This window comes from Pseudodesulfovibrio senegalensis, from assembly GCF_008830225.1.
Classification (GTDB): domain Bacteria; phylum Desulfobacterota; class Desulfovibrionia; order Desulfovibrionales; family Desulfovibrionaceae; genus Pseudodesulfovibrio; species Pseudodesulfovibrio senegalensis.
Window position 1 is genome coordinate 82,525 of record NZ_WAIE01000001.1, and the last position, 23,873, is coordinate 106,397.

The following is a 23,873-nucleotide window of genomic DNA, read 5'->3' on the forward strand; positions in this document are numbered from 1 at the left end:
CGCATTTTTTTCTTGGGGGACCGCACGTACAGCGGTCCCTTTTTTCATGCATGGGCAGCTGCTCATGAAGGCGCTTTGGCCGTCGACAACCCCTGGAGGGATATATGCGCAGGTTTTGCATTGCGTTGATTGTGGTTTTCCTGCTGCCTGTTTCTACGACTTCATGGGCACTGGACCTGAGTTCCCAATACCGGGCCCTGTATTCCTCGGTGGTCACGCTGGTTACGGAAGGCACCACCGTGGACAGGGAACGGGACGAGTTGACCGCTGCCGAGGGCCTTGGCTCGGGTGTGCTTATCGACAAGGACGGGCTGATACTCACCGCCAGTCATGTGGTGCAGGTGGCGGATGCGGTCGGGGTGGTTTTTGCGGATGGCCAAAGCGTCCCGGCCACCGTGGTTTCCTCGTTGCCGCAGGCGGATCTGGCCCTTGTGCGGGCCGAGTCCGTGCCCGAGGGAGTCAGGCCCGTGAAGCTGGCCGATTCCTCCCGCATCGAGGCCGGGAACGAGATATTCGTGATCGGCGCGCCGTTCGGCCTGCATTCCACCATCACTTCGGGTATCGTCAGCGCCCGCTATCAGCCGGGTTCCAATCCGCGTTTCTGGCTGGCAGAAATGATTCAGATCGATGCGGCCGTGAACAAGGGCAGCTCGGGCGGTCCGGTGTTTGACGCCAAGGGCCGCTGCATCGGCATTGTCAGCCATCTGAAAACATTGAGCGGCGGATTCGAGGGGCACGGCTTTGCCGTGACCACCAACACGGCCCGGGAGCGGCTCATCGGCAAGCCGGGCGTGTGGAGCGGGTTGAGCGGCAAGGTTTTGGGCGAGGAGATGGCCTGGATTTTCAATCTGCCGGAAGCCAGCGGCGGATTTCTTGTGGAGAAGGTGGCCGCCGGGTCGCTGGGTGACAGGCTCGGCCTGATAGCCGGTACGGTCCCGGCCACGATTCGCAAGCGGAAATATCTTCTGGGCGGTGACGTGATCATGCGCGTGAACGATATTCCCGTGGCCAAGCTCAAGGATCATTATGACGAACTGGTGAGTTCCCTGAAGCCGGGCGACACCATGACCCTTGCCATCATGCGGGGCGGCGCGGTCATGGAGTTGACCGGAAAGCTGCAGTAACCCGGCGGCTACAGGTTTTCATCGTCCGAGCCGACCACGCCGCGGGTGATGATGCCCACGGTGAGCGCGAACATGACATAACCCACAAGGCATTCCAGTGTTGTCAGCAACTTGGCGCCGGGTGAAATCGGGGTGATGTCCCCGAAGCCGAGCGTGGTCATGGTCACGACCGTGAAGTAGACCGCGTCCGCGAACACGCCGGTTTCAACGGAGAACGGGAACTGGGGGTTGGTGAGCAGGCCGCCCCGGTGGGCTATCTCCAGCGTGGCGTTGATGAGCGTGAAGCAGGCGATGATGGTGATGTATATTTCCACCAGGCCGAGGATTTCCGGCCACATGCAGTATCTTCCGGGTTTGAGCATGGTCACCACGCTGCGGGCGAACCGCTTCAGGTGACCGATGGTCAGCAGCACGAGGAACACCGTGGAGATCAGCAGTCCCCAGTTGCTCAGGGCCGTGACGATGGTGGAGCTGCCGCACACCAGTCCCACGGCTGCGCCGATGCCCGCATGGCGCAATCTGCTACTGGCCCGGGACGTTGAGCCTGCGAACGAGCCCACGATGCGGCAGCGCAGCACCAGATGATAGAATGTATTGATCCCGGCCGTGCCCAGCCCGCAGAGGAGCATGACCAGCACGACGGTCGTCATGTGCCCTTCCTGCTGTATCCTGCGCACGGCTTCGCCGTAGTTCAGGGAAAAGAAGGCCAGCAGCAGATAGCCGCATAAAAAGGACGGCACAATGTGTCGGAGGATTATGTCCGTTGCCGTGGCGCGGGCGCTGTTCATGTCGTGCCTCGTGTGTTGCTTCTGCGTTGTGCCGGGCATTGCCCGCAGCGATTTCCTGATCGTGCCGGAAGTATGGTCCATGTCGGGACATTGGGCAAGGGACAGGAGTTTTTCGGTGTGTGCTGCGTGGAAGCCGGGGCGATTCCGTGGGCAGCCGGAAGGGCTGCAGGCAATGAGCCGTGCGGACGGGGCGCGTTTAGGCAATGCTTGACTAATCCTTGACAATATCATAACTCACGTACTCTTTGCCCGCGCTGGACGGTGTCTTTGCGCGTGGAAAATAAAGAGAATTCCGGGGGATGAGATTTGTTTGACAGCCTGCAAGACAGATTAGGCAACGCGTTCAAGAAGTTTCGGGGTCAGTCCAGCCTTGATGAAAACAACATCAAGGAAGGTCTGCGCGAGGTCCGCCTTGCCCTGCTCGAAGCGGATGTGAACTTCAAGGTGGTCAAGGAGTTCGTGGATTCCATCCGCGATCGTGCCTTGGGCGAAGATGTTGCCAAGGGTCTTGACCCGGGTCAGCAGGTCGTCAAGATCGTTCACGAGGGCCTGATCGAGCTGCTCGGCGGCGAACAGGCCGGGTTGAACCTGAAGCCTTCGCCGCTCAAGATCATGATGGTCGGCCTGCAGGGTTCGGGTAAGACCACTTCCTCGGGCAAGATTTCCCTGTTCCTGCGCAAGAACGAGAACCGCAAGCCGTACCTTGTCCCTGCGGACGTGTACCGCCCCGCGGCAATCGAGCAGTTGCAGACCCTGGGCCGCCAGCTGGACGTGCCTGTGTATCCGTCCACGCCGGACATGAATCCGGTGGACATATGCAGGGACGCGCTGGTCAAGGCCGAAGAGGCCGGGTGCGACCTGATCATGTTCGACACCGCGGGCCGCCTGCACATTGACGAGCTGCTCATGGAAGAGCTGGGCGACATCAAGAAGAGCTGCCGCCCGGACGAGATTCTTTTCGTGGCCGACGCCATGACCGGTCAGGACGCGGTGACGGTTGCCGAGACGTTCGACAAGCAGCTGGACATTACCGGCGTGGTGCTGACCAAGATGGACGGCGATGCGCGCGGTGGCGCGGCCCTGTCCATCAAGTCCGTGACCGGCAAGGCCGTCAAGTTCGTGGGTGTGGGCGAAAAGCTCTCGGACCTCGAACTGTTCCACCCGGACCGCATTGCCTCGCGGATTCTGGGCATGGGCGATATGCTCACCCTCATCGAAAAGGCCCAGACCACCATCGACGAGGACGAGGCCAAGGGACTGGCCGAGAAGATGGCCAAGGCCCAGTTCGACCTTGAGGACTTCCGCTCACAGATGCGGAAGATGAAGAAACTCGGGTCCATGGAAGGTCTTCTAAAACTGATTCCCGGCATGGGCGGACTCATGAAGCAGCTGGGCGACGCGCAGCTGCCCGAAGACGAGATGAAGCGCACCGAGGCCATCATCAGTTCCATGACCATGCAGGAACGCCGCAACCCCAAGGTCATCAATGCCAGCCGCAAGGAGCGCATTGCCAAGGGCTCGGGGCACGATGTGGCCGCCGTCAACGCCTTGCTCAAGAATTTCAAGCAGATGAGCAAGATGATGAGCAAGATGATGGGCGGCAAGGGCAAAAAAGGAAAATTTCCCAAGCTCCCCAAAGGTATGCCCGCGCTCGGCGAGGGCGGCATGCCGGACATGGGAGCAGGAATGCCGGGAATGCCCGGTATGCCGGGTATGCCCGGAATGCCTGGCATGGAAGGAATGGAAGAGGCCGGGAAATCCCGTACCATTTCCAAGAAAACGCTGAAAGAGCGCAAGAAAAAGAAGCTCAAGAAGAAGCTGCGCAAGAAAAAGCGTTAATGTTCAGGTGGAAAGCAGCGTGCTTTTATAAACTTTCATGCGACCTTGCTTTTACGAGGCCGAAAACTTACCAAATGATTATATGGGGGTAATGAAACCATGGCAATGAAGATCCGACTGACCCGCATGGGTTCCAAGAAGCGTCCCTTCTACCGCATCGTGGCCATTGATGGCGCCAAGCGTCGTGACGGCCGTCCGAGCGAATATCTGGGACACTTCAATCCCATGACGGAACCCGTCGACCTGAAAATCGACAAGGAAAAGATCGAAAAGTGGCTCTCTTTGGGCGCACAGCCGTCCAATACTGTTCGCTCTCTGTTGAAGCAGGCCGGACTGTAGAACCTGTTATTCGTCCGGTGTGCTTGGCGTAACGCTCACTGAATTCCATGGCACGAACGACCGTGCCGTACGCGGAGGTAGTCCGAATGCTGAAAGAAATGATTGAGTACATTGCCAAGTCCCTTGTGGACAACCCGGATGAGGTTCAGGTTTCCGAAGTCGAGGGTGAACAGACCTCGGTCATCGAGCTCAAGGTCGCCAAAGAGGATCTGGGCAAGGTGATCGGCAAGCAGGGGCGGACCGCCCGGGCCATGCGCACCCTTTTGGGGGCCGCATCCACCAAGGCCAGGAAGCGTTCGGTTCTGGAGATTCTCGAGTAAGATCCACGATCATGACCGCTCGATACGGCAAGGATTTTGTCGTTGTCGGCACGGTGGTCAAGCCGCATGGTATCCGGGGGGAGTTCTGCATCAAGAGCTTTGCGGACTCCCCTTTTCTCTTTGACGAGGTGCCACAGGTATTTCTCGACACCGGGAAAAAGCGGCCGAAACCGTTGTCCGTCAAGGCGTGGCGCATGCACAAAAGCATGGTGCTGATGACCGCCGCCGAAGTTCCCGACCGCAATGCGGCCGAGGAGCTCCGGGGCATGGACGTGCTTGTGCGCACGGACGACCTGCCCGAGATCGAGGACGGCGACTTCTATCTCTATGAGTTGGAAGGCTTTGCCGTATCCTTGGAGGACGGCAAGGACATCGGCATCCTGAGCGGCTTCATCGAGGCGCCCACGCAGGACATCTGGGTCATAGCCACGGCAGACGGCCGCGAGGTGCTGCTGCCCGGCGTGCCCGAATTCATCCGCGACGTGGACCCCGAAGCGCAGCGCATTTTCGTGGACCCGCCCGAGGGCCTTTTGGAGTTGTACGAAAAGCCCGAACCCAAGCCGGCAAAGCAGCACAAGGGCGTCAAGGCCCGCAGCAGGGCGCGCGGCCGGTCTCGCGGCAAATCCGCCCAGAAATCCGACAGAGCGTCCGCAGGCAAGAAACCGGCCTCCGGCTCCAAATCCTGATTCCGTGCTTGCGGCATCCCTGAAACATCATGCAATTCAATCTGGTCAGCCTGTTTCCCGAATTTTTTGATTCCCCGCTCGGCGCGGGGCTCATGGCGCGCGCCCAGGATTCGGGGCTGGTGTCCTTCAACCGCGTGAACCCGCGCGACTTTTCCCCGGACCGGCACAGGACCGTGGACGACCGTCCTTACGGCGGTGGCCCCGGCATGGTCATGATGCTCGATCCGTTGGTGCAGGCGTTGGAGTCCATCGGGCAACGCGGGCGCATCATCATGCTTTCCCCGCGCGGCCGGGTCTTTGATCAGTCCATGGCCCGCGAGCTGGCCCGGGAAGAGGACCTGACCTTTGTGTGCGGCCGGTACGAGGGCATTGACGAGCGGTTGCTGGATATCTACCCCGTGGAGTTGGTCAGCATGGGCGACTACGTGCTCAACGGCGGCGAAGCCGCTGCCCTGTGCATGGTGGAGTCCGTGGCCCGGCTCGTGCCCGGATTCATGGGGCATGAGGATTCCGGGGAAGAGGAGAGCCATTCCGCCGGATTGCTGGAATATCCGCACTACACGCGGCCGGAAACCTATGAGGGGCTGGCCGTTCCCGAGGTGCTCCAGTGCGGGGACCATGGACGCATCGCCGCATGGCGGCGCGAACAGGCCCTTGAACAGACCCTGCACCGCAGGCCGGACCTTCTGGACAAGACCAGCCTGACGCAGGAGGACATCGACGTGCTCTGCGGGCTGGACCGCACCACGCTCGGCCGCAACCTGTATATCGCCCTGACCCATTACCCGGTGCTGAACAAGTTCGGGGAAAAGGTGGCGGTTTCCCTGACCAATCTGGACGTACACGATATTTCCCGCGTATCCCGCTCCTACAACGCCGGCGGTTTTTACGCGGTCACGCCCATCGAGGACCAGAAGGCGCTGGCCAAAAGCCTGCTGGACCATTGGGTGGGCGGAGCCGGAAGCAAGGCCAACCCTGACCGTGCCGAGGCTCTTTCCCTTGTGCGGGTTGTGGATGATATCGCGTCCGCAGTCCTTGACATCGAACGCAGAACAGGGCAAAGTCCCGTGCTCGCGGCAACGTCTGCGCAGCTGGACCGACGCAAGAAGGCTCCAGCGCCGCTCCGGTATCAGGATGTGCGTAACTGGTTGAAAGAAAAGCCTGTTTTGCTCATATTCGGTACGGGGCACGGTTTGGCGGAAGATGTCGTCGATATGGCCGACGGCGTGCTTCGGCCCATCCGGTATCTGGATGAATACAACCATCTGTCCGTGCGCAGCGCGGTGACCATCACGGTGGACCGACTGCTGGCGGACGTGTTTTAGAATAGATTTTCGAGAAAGGAGTTACCCATGGACATCATGAAAAAAATCGAATCCGAACACCTTCGTTTGGACCTGCCCGAAATCAAGGCCGGTGACACGGTCAAGGTTCACTACCGCATCATCGAGGGTGAAAAGGAACGCATTCAGGTCTTTCAGGGTGCTGTCCTGCGCATGCGCCGCGGCACCACCGATTCCACCTTCACGGTCCGCAAGATTTCCGACGGTGTCGGCGTGGAACGCGTGTTCCCCACCAACTCCCCGTACATCGACCGCGTGGAAATTGTCTCCGAGGGCAAGGTTCGCCGCAGCCGCATCTACTACCTGCGCAATCTGCGCGGCAAGGCTGCCCGCATCAAGTCCAAGCAGATCTGGGAATAGCCCGTATCTGTCCGGTCCGTTTACGGACCGCGTATTGAAAGAGAACGAACTCCCCGCCGTACCGGAATTCCGGTATGGCGGCGGAGTTGTTTTTGTTTCCTTTTTACGGGTCGGGCGCGGCGCCGCTTTGCCTGCATGAAACCGCACAGGGAGCACATATGGACCAGCATTCGGCCCTGATGGCCTTTACCGGCGACCCGGCCATCGGCCCTGAACAGGTGGCTGGCGTGGACGAGGCCGGGCGCGGTTGTCTTGCCGGCCCTGTGGTGGCCGGGGCCGTGATTCTGCCGCCCGAGTGGGATCTTTCCGGCCTGAACGATTCCAAGAAACTGACAGCGGCCAAGCGCGAAATCCTGTACGAAGGCATCCGCCAGCAAGCTGTTGCCTGGGCCGTGGGGCTTGCCTGGCCCGCCGAGGTGGACTCGATCAATATCCTTCAGGCCACGTTTCTGGCCATGTCCCGCGCGGTTAGTCACCTCGGCCATGTCCCGCGTCAGCTGCTGGTGGACGGCAACAAGACCATCCCGGAACACGCCTTCAGGCACGCGGGCGGGCAAAGCATTGCCCAGCGCGCCATCGTGGGCGGCGACGGTCTGGTCCCGGCCATTTCCGCTGCCTCCATCATGGCCAAGACCTTTCGCGACCGGCTCATGACCCGGCTGGACCGCCGTTATCCGGGCTACGGCTTTTGCGAGCACATGGGCTACGGCACCAAGGCCCACTATGCGGCGCTGGAGTTGCTTGGCCCGTGCCGCATGCACCGCCTGACATTTCGCGGCGTGGTGCAGGAAAAGCAACAGCCGCAACAGTCGCAGGGGCTGCTGCCCGGCATGTAGCGGATGAGTCCGCTGCCCTTCCGCACAGCTGGACGACATTTCCCCAAACGCACACGGCCCCGGACAGCATGACTGTCCGGGGCCGTGTGCGTTTGGTCCGAGTCAGTTTGTATTTGTTTTACTCAGGCAATATAGTTCGCAAGCTAGTGAGCATATTCTCCACAAGTTGGTTAAAGTGATGATGATGAGAAAAACGCTCGCTATTGTTAATAAGAATTCAAATGATATGAAGTTCATGCTTTCTAAATTTGTCTTTTGAAAGGATAAAAATATCCCTGTTGCGAGTATCGTAGGTACAAATATGACTACGAAGCCCAATGTATAACTTGCTACCTTCATGAATAAAGTACCACCCATAAAAAGTGTATATGTTCGTTCGATGGCAAAAGGGGAAGAACAATCGCACGGCAGATAGATTCCTGCTCTGTGAAAGTTAGCATTTTGGTGTTCGCATACAATTATGGCATATCCTGTAATGGTGTCGTCAATGTAAAGATACGATATGAGGAAGGATTGGAATATGAGGGCAAATAAAACACAAGATTCAGCGAGGATTCCTTTGCCGTGTAAGGCGGGGTCAAAGTAGAGGTAGAGCGTCAGTCCGAAAGTAAAAAGGGTACTAAGGATGGTTTTGTTCAGGCTTTGCTGTTTTGCCCAAAGTTGTTGCATGATTATCTTTATGTTTTCTCTGTCTTCTTCTTTTTTGAACATGCTGCTGTAATTGGTTTTTATTGCGCTTAATCCCATGTTAGCTCCTTGGATAAAAGAAAAGCCCCTGTCAGCTTGTGGCTGGCAGGGGCTTTTCTGGCAATTAGAAAAAGTGTGGTGCGTGTGCTTTCCGGTCTTATTTCCAGCCGTTCTTGTAGCAGAAAATGTGGCGGTTGGGGATGACCTTCACGGTGTGAAACTGGGCCTTGCGGGCTTCCTTGGCTGTCGCTCCGGAAGCCTCGAAGATTTTCTCCTTGTAGGAGAGCACCCCCACATAGGGAACGGTCTTGGATTTGGAACGGCGCACCTGACAGACCATGGATTCGGGGGCGATGACGTGATAGCGGGCCTTGTATGTGCCGTCCGCCATTTTGGTGACCACCATGCGCGAGCGGGAAAAGCGGTGGTTGCGGTTCAGCGCGGAGATCTTGACCCGGGCAAAGGACCGGAATGCCTTGTGCTGTTTGACGAGGTCCTCGTCCAGATATTGCGGCAGCTTCTTGGCCGTGACAGGCAAGGCCTTGTTCGCGGGGCGCGCAATGGCGATCTCCACGGTTTTGGCTTTGTCGTTGTTCGCGTCCTGCGCAAACGCGCAAACGCTCATGCCCAGAATGGCAACAAGCGTGAGAAGTATGGAAAATCCGTTTTTCATGACAGCCTCGTGAAAAAATGCGGGCCGGCCGGGGTTCCGGCCGACCCGCGAATCATACGGCTACTTGGTGCGGATTTCAACCCTTCTGTTGAGCCTGCGGCCTTCCTTGGTGCCGTTGTCGTACTTGGGATTGGTCTCGCCATATCCCTTGGCTTCCAGACGTCCGGAATCAATACCGTTCTCGATGAGCCATGCGGTCACGGAGTTGGCGCGGCGTTCGGAAAGGCCCTGGTTGTAGGCCTCGGCGCCGGTGGAGTCCGTGTGGCCCTCGATGAAGTAGCTGGCACCGGCATTGTCGTCCAGAATCATCTTGGCCTGTTCCAGAATGGGAATCATCTCGTCGGTGATCTGGTATTTGTCGAACCCGAAGTGCAGGTCAAAGGTGATGACCTCGGCGGCAGGAGCCATCGGTGCCGGTGCCGGAGCGTCGGCGACTTCTTCGTAGAAAACGTCGTTCACGTACTGGGCCAGCGTGGCGTCGCAGCTCAGGGATTCATAATCCGCATTCACGGAGCAGTTGGAAAGGGCGCGGATTCCGTCGATGGTCATCTGGCCTTTTGCGGAGTCCGCATAGCTGACCACGTGGATGCACAGACGGTCACCGTATTGTGCATAGAGCTTCTTGGCCTGGACCACCGGGTCGACACCGATGTTGGACTCGCCGTCAGTGAAGATGATCAACGCGGTGCGTCCGTTCAGCCCGGAGATGACCGGGGCGATATCCATGAGGCCTTCACCCATGGGGGTCTGGCGGCCGAAAATATCGAAATCGGAGTTGATGCTGGCCACGGCGTTTTTCATTTTGGCCTTGGAATACGGCGCGGGTGCCAGCTTGGACTGGAACGGCGCGACCATGAACAGCGATCCGTTGTATCCCAGTTCGGGAATCTGGTCGGACATGCGGGTCATGGTTTCCTTGGCCAGGTCCATTCTTTTCATGCCGGTATCGCCAAGAATCTGGGCCATGGAGCCGGACTGATCAACAAGGAAGATGAAGTTGTCGATTTTTTTTACCATCTTGGCGGAGGCCATTGCCGGGAACGCCAGCATGATGACCATGGCCGCGATAATGGCGGGACGAAGAGCTGTCTTGAACTTGATCATAAATAACTCCTTTACGTTGGATTCATCGCACGGGGCGGTATGAAAACGGAAATTCTTACATATTCTGATGTAAACAAGTTTCATGCTCCATGCAACAGGACGGCTATAATAATAACGTGATTCCTGTCTGCCATGCATACAAAAAACCAACATATCCACTCCTTGCGAACCGGGCTGTAACAGCGTATAAAAATACGGTTTAAGCAAAGCGCGTCAGCAGCTTATGAGCCGGGGCGCACCAAAGGCACGCAAACGCAAGGAGCGGATATGTATATAGTCACGGGCGGGGCCGGGTTCATCGGCAGCGCGATGATCTGGAAACTCAACCAGTTGGGCATTGACGACATTCTTGTGGTGGACAATCTTTCCACCACGGACAAGTGGAAGAATCTCGTGAACCTGCGCTACGAGGACTACCTGCATCGAGACCAGTTCTTCAAGTTCGTGGTTGAAGGGGACGATCCCTTCGAGACCGAGGCGGTCATCCACATGGGCGCCTGTTCCTCCACCACGGAACTGGACGCGGATTTTCTCATGGAAAACAATTACCGCTATACCCAGATGGTCTGCCGTTTCTGCATGCAGAACGATGCCCGGTTCATCAACGCCTCCAGCGCGGCAACCTACGGGGGCGGCGAGTTCGGCTTTGATGACGATCACGAGGGAATCAAGCGGCTCAAGCCGCTGAACATGTACGGCTATTCCAAGCAGCTGTTCGACCTCTGGGCACAGCGCGCCAATGTGCTGGACCGCATTGTCAGCCTCAAGTTCTTCAACGTGTTCGGGCCCAACGAATACCACAAGGACGACATGCGCAGCGTTATCTGCAAGGCCTTCACCCAGATCAACGAAACCGGAAAGCTCAACCTGTTCAAGTCCTACCGGGACGACTATCCTCACGGCGGCCAGAAACGCGACTTCGTGTACATCAAGGACTGCGTGGACATCATGGCCTGGCTGCTGGAGAACCCGGAAGTGGGCGGCATCTTCAACGTGGGCACGGGCACGGCCCGCACGTGGAAGGATTTGGCCAACGCGGTTTTCGCGGCCATGGGCAAGGACCCGGAAATAGGGTTCATTGAAATGCCCGAGGCCATCCGCGACAAGTATCAGTATTTTACCGAGGCGAACATGCAGAAGCTGCGCGATGCCGGGTACGCGACCCCCATGACCACCCTTGAGGACGCGGCCGCCGACTACGTGCAGAATTATCTGGCACAGGACGATCCCTATCTGAAGCCCTAGGGCAACGAGGACCGTTTGAAACTTCGATCGCCACGATACATCTCCCTGGCGGGCCTGATCGCCGCCCTGTTGCTTTGCCTGCCGCTTACCATGCTGGGCAAGGACAAGCGCGTGTCCGAAATCCAGCGCTATGTGCGCGGCGCGGACCTGCCCACTACGCAGGAGACCGAGAAGTGGACCTTTGTGGCCGACAAGGTCAGCGGCAACCACACCAGCGAATACCTCGAGGCCGAGGGCAACTGCACGCTGGCCATGGGCGACGATTCGGTGCGTGCGGACTTTGCGCGGTATTATCAGGCCACGGGCTGGGTCTACCTTCGGGGTAACATCCGCGCCCGCTGGCAGGGGGATTTCCTTGAGGCGGACGAGGCCGAGTTCGACCTGAACAACATGCTGGGCTGGCTCAAGAACGGCCGTGTTTTCGTGGCCAAGCCCCATGTCTACGTGCAGGCCGAACACGTGGAGAAGCACCCCGGTGACACCTATACCTTCCGCAATGCCCAGGTGACCCGGTGCAGCGGCGAGACGCCCGCATGGTCGGTGACCGCCAGCCGGGGCGACATCAATCTTGACGGCAACGTGCGGGTCTATCACAGCGCGTTTCGCATCAAAAATATTCCCGTGGCCTACCTGCCCTATGCCAAGCTGCCCACGGGCCGCAAGCGGCAGAGCGGCTTTCTGCTGCCCGAAATCGGCTCCAGCTCCCGGCTCGGGTTCCGCCTGAACCTGCCGTACTACTGGGTCATCAACGACGAGGCCGACGCCACCTTTTACGAGAACTGGATGAGCAAGCGCGGTCTGATGCAGGGCGTGGAACTTCGCTATGCACCGGACAGCAACACCAGGGGGCTGATGCTGGGCACATGGCTCAACGACAAGGAAGTGCACAAGAGCGAGTCGGACGAGAGCGACGATCTGGACAACGACGGCATGACGCGTCCCAACCGCAACCGCTGGTGGGCCGTGGGCAAGTACGACGGCTGGCTCGGCAGTCCGCAATGGAAGCTCAAGGCGGATATCGATCTTGTTTCCGACCAGAATTACCTGCGCGAGTTCAAGAACGGCTCCACGGGCTTCACTTCCATGCGCGAGCAGTTCATCGAGCAGTTCGGGCGCGATATCGACGACATCGACGATTCCAACCGCACCAGCCGCATTTATCTTTCCCGCAGTTGGGACCGTTTCGGCGTGGCCGGCAAGGTGGAATACCACCAGAATCTCGAATACATGAACGGCAACGGCGATGACGACAAGGATCCTTCCATCCAGACCCTGCCGGAACTGGACGTCTTTGCCTGGAAGGACGCCATAGCCGGCACGCCGCTGGAGTTCGAGGGCGGGGCCAAGTATGATTTCTTTACCAGCAATTTCGGTCCCAAGGGCCATCGGCTGGACCTGAATCCGTCGTTCAGCCTGCCTGTGCGCACCCGCTACCTGACGTTTATTCCCAAAGGCACGGTGCGCCAGACATGGTACTACACCGACAGTCAGGACGACACCGGCGAACGTGAGATTTCGCGTTTCAACGTGGAAGACAGCACGGACACGGAAACAGGGTTCAAGTCGCGCTTCAACTGGGAGGGCGGGTTCAGCCTGTTCTCGGAAATGGAACGCATCTACCAGCTCAACGAGCCTCTGCAGCCCACGCTTTCCAACGGTGGCACAAGCCGCTGGGTCAGCCTGCGCCATGCCATCACTCCCCGGGTGGAATACGCCTACAGCCCGAACCTCACCGGCCAGTCCGAACTGCCGTATTTCGATTCGCGCGACCGGCTCACGGGAACCAACAAGGTCACCTATTCGCTGACCAACTCCTTTGACCGCAAGCTGCAACGCGTGGTCATGGTGGCGGATGACGATGGCAACGAGGTTCCGGTACTCAAGACCGACTACAAGGATTTCCTGACCCTGCGGCTTGAGCAGTCCTACGACCGCAACGAGGCCACGCGCAACGACATGCGTTCCACCTACGAGCGCCGACCTTTCTCGGACATTCTGGCCGAGGTCATGCTGCGTCCGGCAGAGCTGGTTTCCCTGTCGCTGCGGGCGTGGTACTCGCCCTATCTGGGCAGCATCACCGAGCATGAGCACCTGCTCAAGTTTTATCGGGACGATCTGGGCGAGATCTATGCCGGGCTCGATTTTCGCGAGCCCGTGGACGAGTATCTGCGTTACCGCGACGAGCGCATGACCATGTTGCGCCTTGGCGGCAAATGGAAATTTGCCAACAACATGGAAGTGGGCGTGGACTGGCGGCAGAATCTCGAGGACGGCCGCAACGTGGAAACAACCGTGGACCTGCGCTGGACCCGCGAATGTTACGACGTGATCCTGTACCTCAAGACCGAACCCGGCGACACCTCCTACGGCGTCAAGTTCGACCTTTTCAACTTCTGATTTCCCGGAGCCTTCATGCCCGAACGTGCTTCCATACGCCCCCTGCCTCCTGCATTGCGCAACCAGATCGCGGCCGGCGAGGTTGTGGAGCGTCCGGCCAGCGTGGTCAAGGAGCTGGTGGAAAACAGTCTGGATGCCGGTGCCGCGCGCGTGGACGTGACCCTGGAGCAGGGCGGGCGTTCGCTCATCGTGGTGCAGGACGATGGATTCGGCGTGCCTGCGGACGAGCTTGAGCTGGCCGTGACCCGCCACGCCACCAGCAAGATTCGCGAAGCTTCGGACCTCGTGTCCATCGGTTCGTTCGGGTTTCGGGGCGAGGCCCTGCCGAGCATTGCCTCGGTTTCGGATTTTCGCATGACCTCCAAGGCCGCGGACGCGGATGAAGCCTCGTTCATCGAGGTGCATGCGGGCGAGGTTCATGAGCAGGGGCCGGCCGCGCTGCCCGCCGGAACCCGCGTGGAAGTGCGCGGCCTGTTCGCCAATGTTCCGGCCCGGCTCAAGTTTTTGAAAACCGAGACAACGGAAAACAAGCGCTGCCACAACGCGCTCATGCGCATCAGCCTTGCGCACCCGGACGCGGGTTTTTCCCTGAACGTGAACGGCCGCGAGTCGTTTCGCCTGCCGCCCCGGCAGGAACTGGCCGCACGCATCGGTGCGTTCTGGCCGTCCAGCGTGTGCGAGGGACTGCGCCCCTTTGACGTGCAGCGCGAGGATTACCGGGCCTTTGGGCTGGCCGGGCTGCCGTCCTTTGCCCAGAGCCGGGGCGACCGCATCCTGCTGTTCGTGAACGGGCGCCCGGTTTCGGACAAGGTCATGTTGCAGGCCGTGCGCCAGGCGTACCGGGGCATGCTGCTTTCACGCGAATATCCGCAGGTGCTGCTGTTTCTGGAGATGCCTGCGGATCAGGTGGACGTGAACGTGCACCCGGCCAAGATGGAAGTGCGCTTCGTGGACGAGAGCGCGGTGTTCGCCACCATTCGCCGGGCCGTGATGCAGGCGGTTTCCGATCCTGTCGGCGGGATGTCTTCCGGCAGCGACATGCCGGAGCGTACGCATCAGGGCGGCGGTGTTTCCGCGGAATCCCCGGCCCCCTATGGCACAGGCGTGCTGGTGCCGGACAATGACGGCGAATCCGTTCATGCGCTCGAACCGCGCGCGCCGCAGGCCGACCCGCTCGGCGGCCCGGGGTTTTCCACTTACCGCGAATTCAAGGCAATGGTGCCCGATCCCGTTGCTCGGCACGCGGACCTGCCGCTGGCCATGGATAAGCCTGCGGAACACCGCGTCGAACCGCAGCAGGGAGGCGTTCAGGTCGATCCCGGAGCGCATGCTTCCGATTTTTCCCCGGCCCGCAGCGCACAACCCGTGAAACTGGCCGGGACCGACATCACCTATCTGGGCCAGTTCGCGGATACCTACCTGATCATCAAGCAGGGCGGGCAACTCATGCTGGTGGACCAGCACGCCGCTCATGAGCGGGTTCTGCTGCACGTCATGCGCGCCCGGCGCACCAGCGGAGATTCACAGCCGCTGGCCATGCCCCTTGAGATGGCCCTGCATCCCAGCGAGGCCGAGCAGTTGCAGGAAATATGGGGCGAACTGCGCGCCATGGGATTCCTGCTGGAAATGGACGGCACGCATCGGGTGCTGGTCAAGGGCATTCCGCCCACGCTGGAAACCGGCCGGGCCCGCGAATACCTGACCGATGCGCTGGCCTGCAAGTCCGGCGGTCTGGAAGACCTGTGGACCATGCTGTCCTGCAAGTCGGCCATCAAGGCCGGGCAGCCCCTGGCCCACGACGAGGTCATGGCCCTGCTCGAGGCCTGGCTGGCCACGCCCGACCATGATTTCTGCCCGCACGGACGGCCTGCGGTCATCCGGTGGACCGCGGGTGATCTGGAACGGCTTTTCAAACGAAAGTGATTGCCATGATAGAATATTCAAAAATAGAGATTCAGGTCGATCTGGCTGCGGTGCAGCACAACTACCGGGAGCTGGCCAAGGCCGGGACCCGGCTTATCGCCGTGGTCAAATCCGACGCTTACGGCCACGGGCTGGCGCAGGTTTTCTCCGCGCTGGAAGCGACCGGCGCGGACACTTTTGCCGTGGGCTACGTGCACGAGGCGCACCAGCTGCGCGAATCCGGTTGCCGGGGGCGCATCATCAGCCTGCTCGGCCCGGTTGATTCGGACGACATGACCCGGCTGGCCCATGGTGACATCATACCTTTTATCGGGCACTTCGATACGTTGCGCGCGCTGGCAGACCGCTGGCCCGCTCCGGAAGATGCCGGTTGTCCCGGCACCCTCGACATTGCCCTGAAGTTCGACACGGGCATGTCCCGGCTCGGGTTTCAGAGGGATGAACTGCCGGAGCTGCTGGATTTTTTGCGCGCCCATCCCCAGTTGCGGCCGGTCATGGCCTCCTCGCACCTTGCGGCCTCGGACGAGCCGGACAGAGATGCGCTCACCGCCGGGCAGCAGGCGCTTTTCTTCGAGATCGTGGACGCATTGCGCGGCGCGGGATTCGAGGTGGAGGCCAACCTTTCCAACTCGGCCGCCATCATGGGTCACGAGGCCTGTCGCTACGACACGCAGCGGGCCGGAATCGCGCTGTATGGCGGCAATCCCTTTGCGGGCACGGCCCGGGAATCTCTTGGTCGGAATCTGCGCCCCACCATGGCGGCCACGGCTCCGGTGCTGCATGTGCACACCCTGGAAAAGGGGCAGGGCATCAGCTACGGCCACACCTATGTTTCGGACCGCGACAGGACCGTTGCCGTTGTGGGGGCGGGCTATGCGGACTGCTACAGCCGCGGTCTTTCCAACAGGGGCTTCATGAACGCGGGCGGGGTTCGGGTTCCCATACTCGGCCGTGTCTGCATGCAGATGACCTGTGTTGACGTGTCCGCCCTTGCAGGGCAGGGTGTGGACCTGCACGTGGGTGACCGCGTCCACCTTCTGGGCGGCGATGATCCCGGACGGGTGGACATTCACGAGCTGGCCTCGTGGTGGGGCACCATTACCTATGAAGCGTTGTGCGTGCTGGGCATGAACCGGCGCGTATTTTTGAAATGATTGCAAATGAGGAGTACGCCATGAGTTGGGTGGTTGCGGAAAGCTATCCCGTGGAAGAGATGGAAAAGGAAGGCGTCAGCCCTGCATGGCTGCGCAAGCGCTGGGAAGACACGGCCGAGGACATGGCCCTGATTCCCGAGACCAACGTGCGGGTGGAAGTGCGCAACGGCGTGTGCTTCATCGAAGTCTCGGACGTGATGATGTCCTGTTTGCGCGGCATGTAGCACGTATTTTGGATGCAGGAAGTGAGGGATTCTCCCGGGATGGCCGGGAGAATCCCTTTTTTTGCCCAAAATTTATGTCAAGAACAGTTAAGAATATTGACAGCTTGTTATTCATTAAGGATATGTTGATACAGATGATGTTTGCGAACTGTTCTGTTCGTGTGAATGCGGTAAATCAAGGAAACGGTAATGCACCACAAGGCAGAGGGAACGTTTTCCATGCCAACGCGAGCGTTGATGAGCAGGATACTCGGCGGCCTGTGCGGTCTGGTCTCGGGGTTTGCCTGCGGTGCCCGTGTGGACGATGAATTCCTGACCATATCCTTTGGGGTCATGGGAGCATTCATCGGCATGAACCTTGGTTTTGTCCGTTCCCTTGTTCTGGGCATATTGGTGTTTTTGTTGCTGTATCTTTTTTGAGGGCGCGTTCTCAAACGTTCCCTGTTGCTGGCGCGTCACGACCTTCGGGTCGTTTTTTTGTGCCTGTGGCATTGGTATCCTGCCATGAAAAAAACGGGAAACGCCGAAGCGTTTCCCGTTTGTGTCTTTTTATGGTCCGGCAGGGATCAGAGCAGGCGCCTGGCAATTTCCATGGCCGCACGGCGTCCGGCACCCATGGCCGAAATGACCGTGGCCGCTCCCGTGACGATGTCGCCGCCAGCAAACACGTTGGGCATGGAGGTTTCCCCGGTTTCGGGATCGGCCTCGATGTAGCCCCACTTGTTCAGTTCCAGATCGGGCGTGGCTTCCAGCAGGATGGGATTGGGCCGCGTTCCCACCGCGATGACGGCCATGTCGCAGGGAATGGTTTCGGTTTCGCCCTCGAGGCAGACCGGGCTTCTGCGGCCGGATTCGTCCGGTTCGCCCAGGCACATCTTCTGCACGTCCATGGAGACGAGGTTGCCCTTGTCGTCGCCATTGAAGGCGATGGGGCCGCACAGGGCCTTGATCGCCACGCCTTCCTCGATGGCATGGTGCAGCTCTTCGAGCCGTGCGGGCATGGCGTCCTGCGTGCGGCGGTAGACGATGGACACGGAGTCCGCGCCCATGCGTTTGGCCGTGCGCGCCGCGTCCATGGCCACGTTGCCACCCCCGAGGACCACCACGTTCTTGCCCATGTAGGTGGGGGTGTCGTAGCCCGGGAAGTCATAGGCCCGGCCGAGGTTGACGCGGGTCAGGTATTCGTTGGCCGAGAACACGCCCACGAGGTTTTCGCCGGGCACGTTCAGGAAGCGGGGCAGGCCCGCGCCCACGCCGATGAAGATGGCATCAAAGCCCTCTTGCTGAAGGTCCTGAATGGTCACGGTCTTGCCGCCCACCCAGTTGACCTTGATGTCCACGCCGAGTTCCTGCATGGCGGCCACTTCGTTGGCCACGATGGATTTGGGCAGGCGAAATTCGGGAATGCCGTAGATGAGCACGCCGCCCGGTTCGTGCAGGGCCTCGAAAACCGTGACCTTGATGCCTTTGGAGGCGAGGTATCCGGCCACGGTCAGGGACGAGGGGCCAGCGCCGATGCAGGCGACCTTGCGGTCGTCGCGTTCCATGGAACATTCCTGCTTGCCGGTGACGGTTTCGCAGGCGTTCTTGGCCATGAAGGTGTCGGCCACGAAGCGTTCGAGGCGGCCGATGGCCACGGGCTCGAACTTCTTGCCCAGAATACAGTTGCCCTCGCACTGGGTTTCCTGCGGACAGACGCGGCCGCAGACAGCGGGCAGGGAATTGGTTTCGCGGATGACCGCGTAGGCTCCGTCCAGATCCTTTTCGCAAATTTTGGCAATGAAGCCCTTGATGTCGATTTCAACGGGGCAGCCTTTCTGGCAGAGGGGAACCTTGCACTGCAGGCAGCGTCCGGCTTCAAGCAGGGCCTGTTCCATGGAATAGCCCAGGGCCACTTCCCGGAAGTTCCCGGCGCGCACGTCCGCGGGTTGCTCGGGCATGGGAGTGCGCGGTCCCACATCCTTGGGGCTTCTGGGTTTAGTGTTTCCCACAGGTGCACTCCTTCTTGTAGTGTTCCATGGATTCCTGCTCCTGATCCCGGAACTGCCACAGTCGGGCCTTGAGTTCGTTGAAATCCACTTTCTGGCCGTCGAATTCGGGGCCGTCCACGCAGGCGAATTTTGTTTCGCCGCCCACGGTGCAGCGGCAGGCACCGCACATGCCGATACCGTCCACCATGATGGAGTTGAGGCTGACCGTGGTCTTGACGCCGAAGGGCTTGGTCACGCGGGCCACGGCCTCCATCATGGGCACCGGGCCGATGGCCACCACTTCGCCCACGCTCTTGTCTTCCTCGAGCCGTTTTTGCAGCAGGTCGGTCACAAAGCCCTTGTGCCCCACGGAGCCGTCGTCCGTAGCCACCAGCACCTCGGGACAGAAGCCGTCCAGCTCGCATTCGAAGAGCAGAAGGTCCTTGCTGCGCGCGCCGATGATGGCCACAACGTGGTTGCCCGCCTCGTGGTGTCCCTTGGCGATGTGGTGCATGGCCGCGATTCCGGTGCCGCCGCCAACGCAGATGACCGTGTCGTGCTTTTCGATGTGGGTGGGCTTGCCCAGCGGGCCGCATACGTCGAGGATTTCATCGCCCTGCTGCAGCGCATTGAGTTGTGCCGAGGATTTGCCCACCACCAGAAAGACGATGGTGATGGTGCCTGCTTCGGGGTCCTTGTCCGCAATGGTCAGGGGTACGCGTTCCCCTTTTTCGTCGATGCGCAGGATCACGAAGTTGCCGGGTTTGGCCTTGCTGGCTATCTGGGGAGCGTCGATGACCAGCAGTGAGGTCTGGCCCGGAATGAGCTCCTGCTTCTGCAAAATTTTGTACGCCATGGAACTGTCCTTTGGGGGGTTGAAAAACGACTCGGAAGAATTGACCCAGGCAGAATTGATTAGTCGTTCAATGTGGGCTTGTCAAACCACGCAATATTGACTATATTGTTCATAATGTTTTCTTTCAAGGATGAAGGAAACCCCGCACAATCCCTCTGGACTGAGCGCGGCCAATTGGGCCGCAGGGAAAGCCGGACGCATGACGCGTTGCGGTTTTTTTGTTTTTTGGAGACATGATGCAGATACAGGCGCACGCTGCTGATCTTTACGGCCGCATTCAGGCGGTGCAACCTCCCCGGTCCGTTTCCGGGGCGGGTGGCGGTGCGCGCGAACAGGCCGAAGCTCGGGCGCAGGGTGATGATTCCGGACCCCGCGCGGCCGGAGCACGCATGACCACCCGCACCATGGGCTTTTCCCTTGGTTCGTTCGGCGTGGAATATTCCTCCAGCAGCCTGCAACTGGACGAATCGCTCTCGCCCGAAGCCGCCAGCGAACGCCGCACGGCGCAATCTTTTTCCGTTGAGGCCGAAGTGGAGACCCTGCGCAGCCTCGTGGCCGGGCAGGCGGTTGCGACGCGTTCCTCGCTTTCCGGCCTTCCGTACGGAGCATCTCGCGGCTCCATGTCCTTCATGCAGGCCGGGCTGGCCGCCTATTCCCGGGCCGCTTCCCCGGAGCTGCCAGCGCCCGGTTCCATGTTCGCCTCCCTGGCTTGATTCCCGGATTTTCCGATTTATATGATATGACGGTTTCATGCTTGTATGGCGTGGACGATTTTGATAATTGTTTTCAATAAAACAATTGCACAAGGATCGGCGAAATGAATGAAAGCGCAAAGGCCCGCGTGACGGGAATGCACTGCGCCGCATGTTCGGCGCGCATAGAAAAGGTCGTGGGCGCCATGGACGGCGTTGCGGACGTGAACGTGAATCTGGCTTCGGAAAGCCTGAATCTGAAATATGATCCGGATGTTACCGATCCTGACGCCGTGGCCGAGCGCATTGCCGGGCTCGGATTCGGAGCCGAGTTCGCCAGGGCCGCCGAAGCCGGGGAGCAGGAGCTGGACCTTTCCGTGGGCGGCATGCATTGCGCGGCGTGTTCCGCACGCATAGAAAGGATTGTGGGGAAGATGGACGGCGTGCGCGAGGCCAGCGTGAACCTTGCTTCGGCCCGGGCACAGGTTTTTTTCGACCCGGCCGTGGTTTCGCGGCGGGACATCCGGCAGGCCATCCACAAGGCGGGATTCACCACCGAGATTTCGGACGGGGCCGGTGCGCGTTACGAGCAGCAGCGCAAGGAGGCCGAGCAGCGGCTGGCCGTGCAGAAACGCGAATTGATCCCGGCGTTCGCCTTTGCCCTGCCGTTGCTGGTGGTCAGCATGGGCCACATGTGGGGCATGCCGTTGCCCCGGTTCATGGACCCGGCTCACAGTCCGCTGAATTTTGCCCTGATCCAGCTCGGCCTGACCCTGCCCGTTGTCTGGGCCGGGAGGGGCTTTTACCTGCGCGGCGTCCCCGCGTTTCTGCGGCGTTCGCCCAGCATGGATTCCCTTGTGGCCATGGGAACCGGGGCCGCATTCATCTATTCCTTCTGGAACACGGTGGAGATCGCCTTGGGCATGCAGGCCCACGCCCGGGCCATGGATTTGTATTACGAATCCGCGGCCGTGCTCATCGCCATGATTTCGCTGGGCAAGTATTTCGAGGCGCGCTCCCGCCTGCGCACCACGGACGCCATCGGTGCGCTGCTGCGGCTGGCCCCGGAGACCGCCATACTGCTGCGGGACGGCGAACAGCAGGAGATTGCGGCGCAGGACGTGGAACCGGGCGATTCCCTGCTCATCCGTCCGGGCGCGCGCATTCCCGTGGACGGTTCCGTTGTTTCGGGCCGTTCCCATGTGGATGAATCCATGCTCACGGGCGAGCCTGTGCCTGTGGCCAAGGGTGAAGGCGACGCCTTGGCCGGCGGCACCCTGAACACCAACGGCAGCCTGACCATGCTGGCCGAGCGGGTGGGCGAAGACACCATGCTGGCGCGCATCGTGCGGCTGGTGCAGGACGCGCAGGGCTCCAAGGCTCCCATTGCCGGGCTGGCCGACCGCATCAGTTTCTATTTCGTGCCTTCGGTCATGGGCGTGGCCCTGTTGGCGGCCATTGCCTGGGGGCTTTTCGGACAGGCCGATTTTTCGTTCTGCCTGCGCATTTTCGTGGCGGTCATGGTCATTGCCTGCCCCTGCGCCATGGGACTTGCCACCCCGGTTTCCATCATGGTGGGCACCGGACGCGGTGCGCAGCTGGGGGTTTTGGTCAAGAGCGGTCGGGCATTGCAGGAGGCGGGCAGCATCGACACCGTGGTTTTCGACAAGACCGGCACGCTGACCCACGGCAGGCCGGAGTTGCAGGAGGTGAGTGCGTTTGGGGAATATGACGACGCTCAGGCCCTGCGCTTGGCCGCCCGGGCCGAGTCCGAATCCGAGCATCCGCTGGCCGGGGCATTGGTTCGCGGCGCTGCGGAGCGCGGTCTGGATTCCGGGGGCGCGGCATCGCTGGAAGCCGTTCCCGGACGCGGGCTGCGCGCGGAAGTGGACGGTTCGGCCATACTGCTGGGCAATCGGGAATTCATGGAAGAGAGCGGCGTGGAGGCCTCTGGCCTGAACAAGGCCGTAACGGTTGCGGACGCCTGTTCGCACAAGGGCATGACAGCCCTGTTCATGGCCGTGGACGGTGCCATGGCGGCGGTATTCGCCATTGCGGACCAGCTTCGGGACGAGGCGGCCGGAGTCGTGCGCGAATTGCGGTCCATGGGCACGGACGTGGTCATGCTCACGGGCGATAACGAGGTCACGGCGCAATCCGTGGCCCGGGACGCGGGCATCGACACCGTGATCGCGCAGGTTCTGCCGGACCGCAAGGCCGGTGAAGTGGAGCGCCTGCAGGCCGAAGGGCGCACCGTGGCCATGGTGGGCGACGGCATCAACGACGCCCCGGCCCTTGCGCGCGCCGATCTGGGCATGGCCATGGGCTCGGGCATCGACGTGGCCGTGGAGTCCGGGGACGTGGTGCTCATGAAGGGCGAGCTGGACGCGGTGCTCACGGCCCTGCGCCTGAGCCGGGCCACCATGCGCAACATCAGGCAGAATCTTTTTTGGGCCTTTGCCTTCAACGTCATCGGCATCCCCATTGCCGCCGGGGTGCTGCACGTTTTCGGCGGGCCGACCCTCAACCCCATGCTGGCCGGAACCGCCATGGCCCTGAGTTCGGTGACCGTGGTCTCCAATGCGCTCCGGCTGCGTTTTTTTTCGTAAACAGGATGTCCTTTGTCACAGAATATTCAGACCGGAGGGAAAACCATGAGCAACGTCACGGTAAAAGGCATGAGCTGCCAGCACTGCGTGGCATCGGTGACACAGGCGCTCGAAGCGCTGGAAGGCGTTGGCGACGTGCGTGTCGACCTTGATTCGGGGGTGGCCGAATACACGGAAGAAAAGCCCGTGGAGCCGGAAGCGGTCCGCAAGGCTATCGAATCCATCGGGTTCGACGTGGAAGATTAGCAAACAAGGGGTCGGGGTTTCCCGGCCCTTTGTTTGCCCCGGCCCCTTCCCGCCGGTTTTCGGGGAAGGGTGTGAGCGATTTGGAGATCAGCCCACGTTTTGTACGGCCTGCTCCACCATGAACGGTTCCGGTTCGGGCGGAGCGGTCCTGATTTCATTTTTTTGACGGAACAGCCCGGAGATCATCATGTCCGGCTCGTCCGTGGCGATAAGGCAAGAGCTGCATACCTTCCCCTGCCCGTAATCCATGAAGAAATCGTCCCGCATGATTTCCTGTCCGCAGATATGGCACCTGTGTTTCATGGTGGTTCTCTCCCTGTATTTTTTTCCGAATGACAGCAGTTTTCAAAAGAAATGCAAATTGCAGGCCGGAGCGTGTTGCGGAAAATAATGTATGCGTCGGCTTCGCGGGAGTAGGGTTGCCCGGTTCGAATCGTCAACAAATCATACCGTGTACG

General features: G+C 60.2%; 24 protein-coding genes. 17 read left to right on the top strand and 7 right to left on the bottom strand.

Annotated elements, in window-relative coordinates; genetic code table 11:
- Positions 1 to 104 precede the first annotated feature (104 nt).
- Entirely contained in the window at positions 105 to 1,124 is a 1,020-nt protein-coding gene (locus F8A88_RS00355) for a S1C family serine protease (protein ID WP_151148956.1), read from the top strand.
- 8 nt (positions 1,125 to 1,132) lie between these two features.
- Here the strand turns inward: F8A88_RS00355 and F8A88_RS00360 are convergent, their stop codons facing one another.
- Positions 1,133 to 1,912, bottom strand: a complete 780-nt coding sequence (locus tag F8A88_RS00360) for a potassium channel family protein (protein ID WP_161598283.1) — start codon at positions 1,910 to 1,912, stop codon at positions 1,133 to 1,135.
- Positions 1,913 to 2,218: 306 nt separating this feature from the next.
- Between F8A88_RS00360 and ffh the strand changes: the two genes are divergently transcribed.
- The 7 genes from ffh (at position 2,219) to F8A88_RS00395 (ending at position 7,635) form a co-directional block, all read left to right on the top strand.
- On the top strand, positions 2,219 to 3,751 hold the full coding sequence (gene ffh, locus F8A88_RS00365) for a signal recognition particle protein (RefSeq protein ID WP_151148958.1): 1,533 nt from the start codon (positions 2,219 to 2,221) through the stop codon (positions 3,749 to 3,751).
- 99 nt (positions 3,752 to 3,850) lie between these two features.
- On the top strand, positions 3,851 to 4,090 hold the full coding sequence (rpsP, locus tag F8A88_RS00370) for a 30S ribosomal protein S16 (RefSeq protein ID WP_151148959.1): 240 nt from the start codon (positions 3,851 to 3,853) through the stop codon (positions 4,088 to 4,090).
- Positions 4,091 to 4,176: 86 nt separating this feature from the next.
- Positions 4,177 to 4,410, top strand: a complete 234-nt coding sequence (locus F8A88_RS00375) for a KH domain-containing protein (protein WP_014323320.1) — start codon at positions 4,177 to 4,179, stop codon at positions 4,408 to 4,410.
- Between the two features lie 11 nt (positions 4,411 to 4,421).
- Positions 4,422 to 5,096 (top strand): ribosome maturation factor RimM, encoded by a 675-nt coding sequence (gene rimM / locus F8A88_RS00380; protein ID WP_151148960.1) that lies wholly within the window; start codon positions 4,422 to 4,424, stop codon positions 5,094 to 5,096.
- 29 nt (positions 5,097 to 5,125) lie between these two features.
- Positions 5,126 to 6,421, top strand: coding sequence for a tRNA (guanosine(37)-N1)-methyltransferase TrmD (gene trmD / locus F8A88_RS00385; protein WP_151148961.1), 1,296 nt, complete (start codon positions 5,126 to 5,128; stop codon positions 6,419 to 6,421).
- A gap of 27 nt (positions 6,422 to 6,448) precedes the next feature.
- Complete coding sequence (gene rplS / locus F8A88_RS00390) at positions 6,449 to 6,799, top strand: 50S ribosomal protein L19 (RefSeq protein ID WP_151148962.1); 351 nt, start codon at positions 6,449 to 6,451, stop codon at positions 6,797 to 6,799.
- 158 nt (positions 6,800 to 6,957) lie between these two features.
- Positions 6,958 to 7,635 (top strand): ribonuclease HII, encoded by a 678-nt coding sequence (locus tag F8A88_RS00395; RefSeq protein WP_151148963.1) that lies wholly within the window; start codon positions 6,958 to 6,960, stop codon positions 7,633 to 7,635.
- 102 nt (positions 7,636 to 7,737) lie between these two features.
- On the opposite strand, the gene F8A88_RS00400 is transcribed toward F8A88_RS00395, so the two are convergent.
- From F8A88_RS00400 to F8A88_RS00410, 3 genes are all read right to left on the bottom strand, one after another.
- Positions 7,738 to 8,382 carry a hypothetical protein gene (locus F8A88_RS00400; protein WP_151148964.1) on the bottom strand — a complete coding sequence of 215 codons (645 nt, stop codon included), beginning with the start codon at positions 8,380 to 8,382 and terminating at the stop codon, positions 7,738 to 7,740.
- 97 nt (positions 8,383 to 8,479) lie between these two features.
- On the bottom strand, positions 8,480 to 8,995 hold the full coding sequence (locus F8A88_RS00405; RefSeq protein WP_151148965.1) for a hypothetical protein: 516 nt from the start codon (positions 8,993 to 8,995) through the stop codon (positions 8,480 to 8,482).
- Positions 8,996 to 9,055: 60 nt separating this feature from the next.
- Positions 9,056 to 10,099 carry an OmpA family protein gene (locus F8A88_RS00410; RefSeq protein WP_151148966.1) on the bottom strand — a complete coding sequence of 348 codons (1,044 nt, stop codon included), beginning with the start codon at positions 10,097 to 10,099 and terminating at the stop codon, positions 9,056 to 9,058.
- 267 nt (positions 10,100 to 10,366) lie between these two features.
- Here F8A88_RS00410 and rfaD point away from each other — a divergent pair, with 267 nt between their 5' ends.
- From rfaD to F8A88_RS00440, 6 genes are all read left to right on the top strand, one after another.
- A complete protein-coding gene (gene rfaD / locus F8A88_RS00415; RefSeq protein WP_151148967.1) occupies positions 10,367 to 11,344 on the top strand; it encodes an ADP-glyceromanno-heptose 6-epimerase in 978 nt (325 codons plus the stop codon).
- A gap of 15 nt (positions 11,345 to 11,359) precedes the next feature.
- Positions 11,360 to 13,741, top strand: a complete 2,382-nt coding sequence (locus F8A88_RS00420) for an LPS-assembly protein LptD (RefSeq protein ID WP_241667293.1) — start codon at positions 11,360 to 11,362, stop codon at positions 13,739 to 13,741.
- 15 nt (positions 13,742 to 13,756) lie between these two features.
- Positions 13,757 to 15,664 carry a DNA mismatch repair endonuclease MutL gene (gene mutL / locus F8A88_RS00425; RefSeq protein WP_151148968.1) on the top strand — a complete coding sequence of 636 codons (1,908 nt, stop codon included), beginning with the start codon at positions 13,757 to 13,759 and terminating at the stop codon, positions 15,662 to 15,664.
- Between the two features lie 5 nt (positions 15,665 to 15,669).
- Positions 15,670 to 16,818, top strand: coding sequence for an alanine racemase (gene alr / locus F8A88_RS00430; protein ID WP_151148969.1), 1,149 nt, complete (start codon positions 15,670 to 15,672; stop codon positions 16,816 to 16,818).
- A gap of 20 nt (positions 16,819 to 16,838) precedes the next feature.
- Positions 16,839 to 17,042 carry a hypothetical protein gene (locus F8A88_RS00435; RefSeq protein ID WP_151148970.1) on the top strand — a complete coding sequence of 68 codons (204 nt, stop codon included), beginning with the start codon at positions 16,839 to 16,841 and terminating at the stop codon, positions 17,040 to 17,042.
- 237 nt (positions 17,043 to 17,279) lie between these two features.
- On the top strand, positions 17,280 to 17,462 hold the full coding sequence (locus F8A88_RS00440) for a hypothetical protein (protein ID WP_151148971.1): 183 nt from the start codon (positions 17,280 to 17,282) through the stop codon (positions 17,460 to 17,462).
- A gap of 146 nt (positions 17,463 to 17,608) precedes the next feature.
- Here the strand turns inward: F8A88_RS00440 and gltA are convergent, their stop codons facing one another.
- On the bottom strand, positions 17,609 to 18,982 hold the full coding sequence (gene gltA / locus F8A88_RS00445; protein ID WP_151150204.1) for an NADPH-dependent glutamate synthase: 1,374 nt from the start codon (positions 18,980 to 18,982) through the stop codon (positions 17,609 to 17,611).
- Positions 18,983 to 19,019: 37 nt separating this feature from the next.
- Entirely contained in the window at positions 19,020 to 19,868 is an 849-nt protein-coding gene (locus F8A88_RS00450) for a sulfide/dihydroorotate dehydrogenase-like FAD/NAD-binding protein (protein WP_151148972.1), read from the bottom strand.
- A gap of 233 nt (positions 19,869 to 20,101) precedes the next feature.
- Here F8A88_RS00450 and F8A88_RS00455 point away from each other — a divergent pair, with 233 nt between their 5' ends.
- The 3 genes from F8A88_RS00455 (at position 20,102) to F8A88_RS00465 (ending at position 23,415) form a co-directional block, all read left to right on the top strand.
- Positions 20,102 to 20,581 (top strand): hypothetical protein, encoded by a 480-nt coding sequence (locus F8A88_RS00455; RefSeq protein ID WP_151148973.1) that lies wholly within the window; start codon positions 20,102 to 20,104, stop codon positions 20,579 to 20,581.
- Positions 20,582 to 20,685: 104 nt separating this feature from the next.
- On the top strand, positions 20,686 to 23,169 hold the full coding sequence (locus F8A88_RS00460; protein WP_241667294.1) for a heavy metal translocating P-type ATPase: 2,484 nt from the start codon (positions 20,686 to 20,688) through the stop codon (positions 23,167 to 23,169).
- A 45-nt stretch (positions 23,170 to 23,214) separates the two neighbouring features.
- On the top strand, positions 23,215 to 23,415 hold the full coding sequence (locus F8A88_RS00465; RefSeq protein ID WP_151148974.1) for a heavy-metal-associated domain-containing protein: 201 nt from the start codon (positions 23,215 to 23,217) through the stop codon (positions 23,413 to 23,415).
- An 87-nt stretch (positions 23,416 to 23,502) separates the two neighbouring features.
- On the opposite strand, the gene F8A88_RS00470 is transcribed toward F8A88_RS00465, so the two are convergent.
- On the bottom strand, positions 23,503 to 23,718 hold the full coding sequence (locus F8A88_RS00470) for a hypothetical protein (protein WP_151148975.1): 216 nt from the start codon (positions 23,716 to 23,718) through the stop codon (positions 23,503 to 23,505).
- Positions 23,719 to 23,873 lie beyond the last annotated feature (155 nt).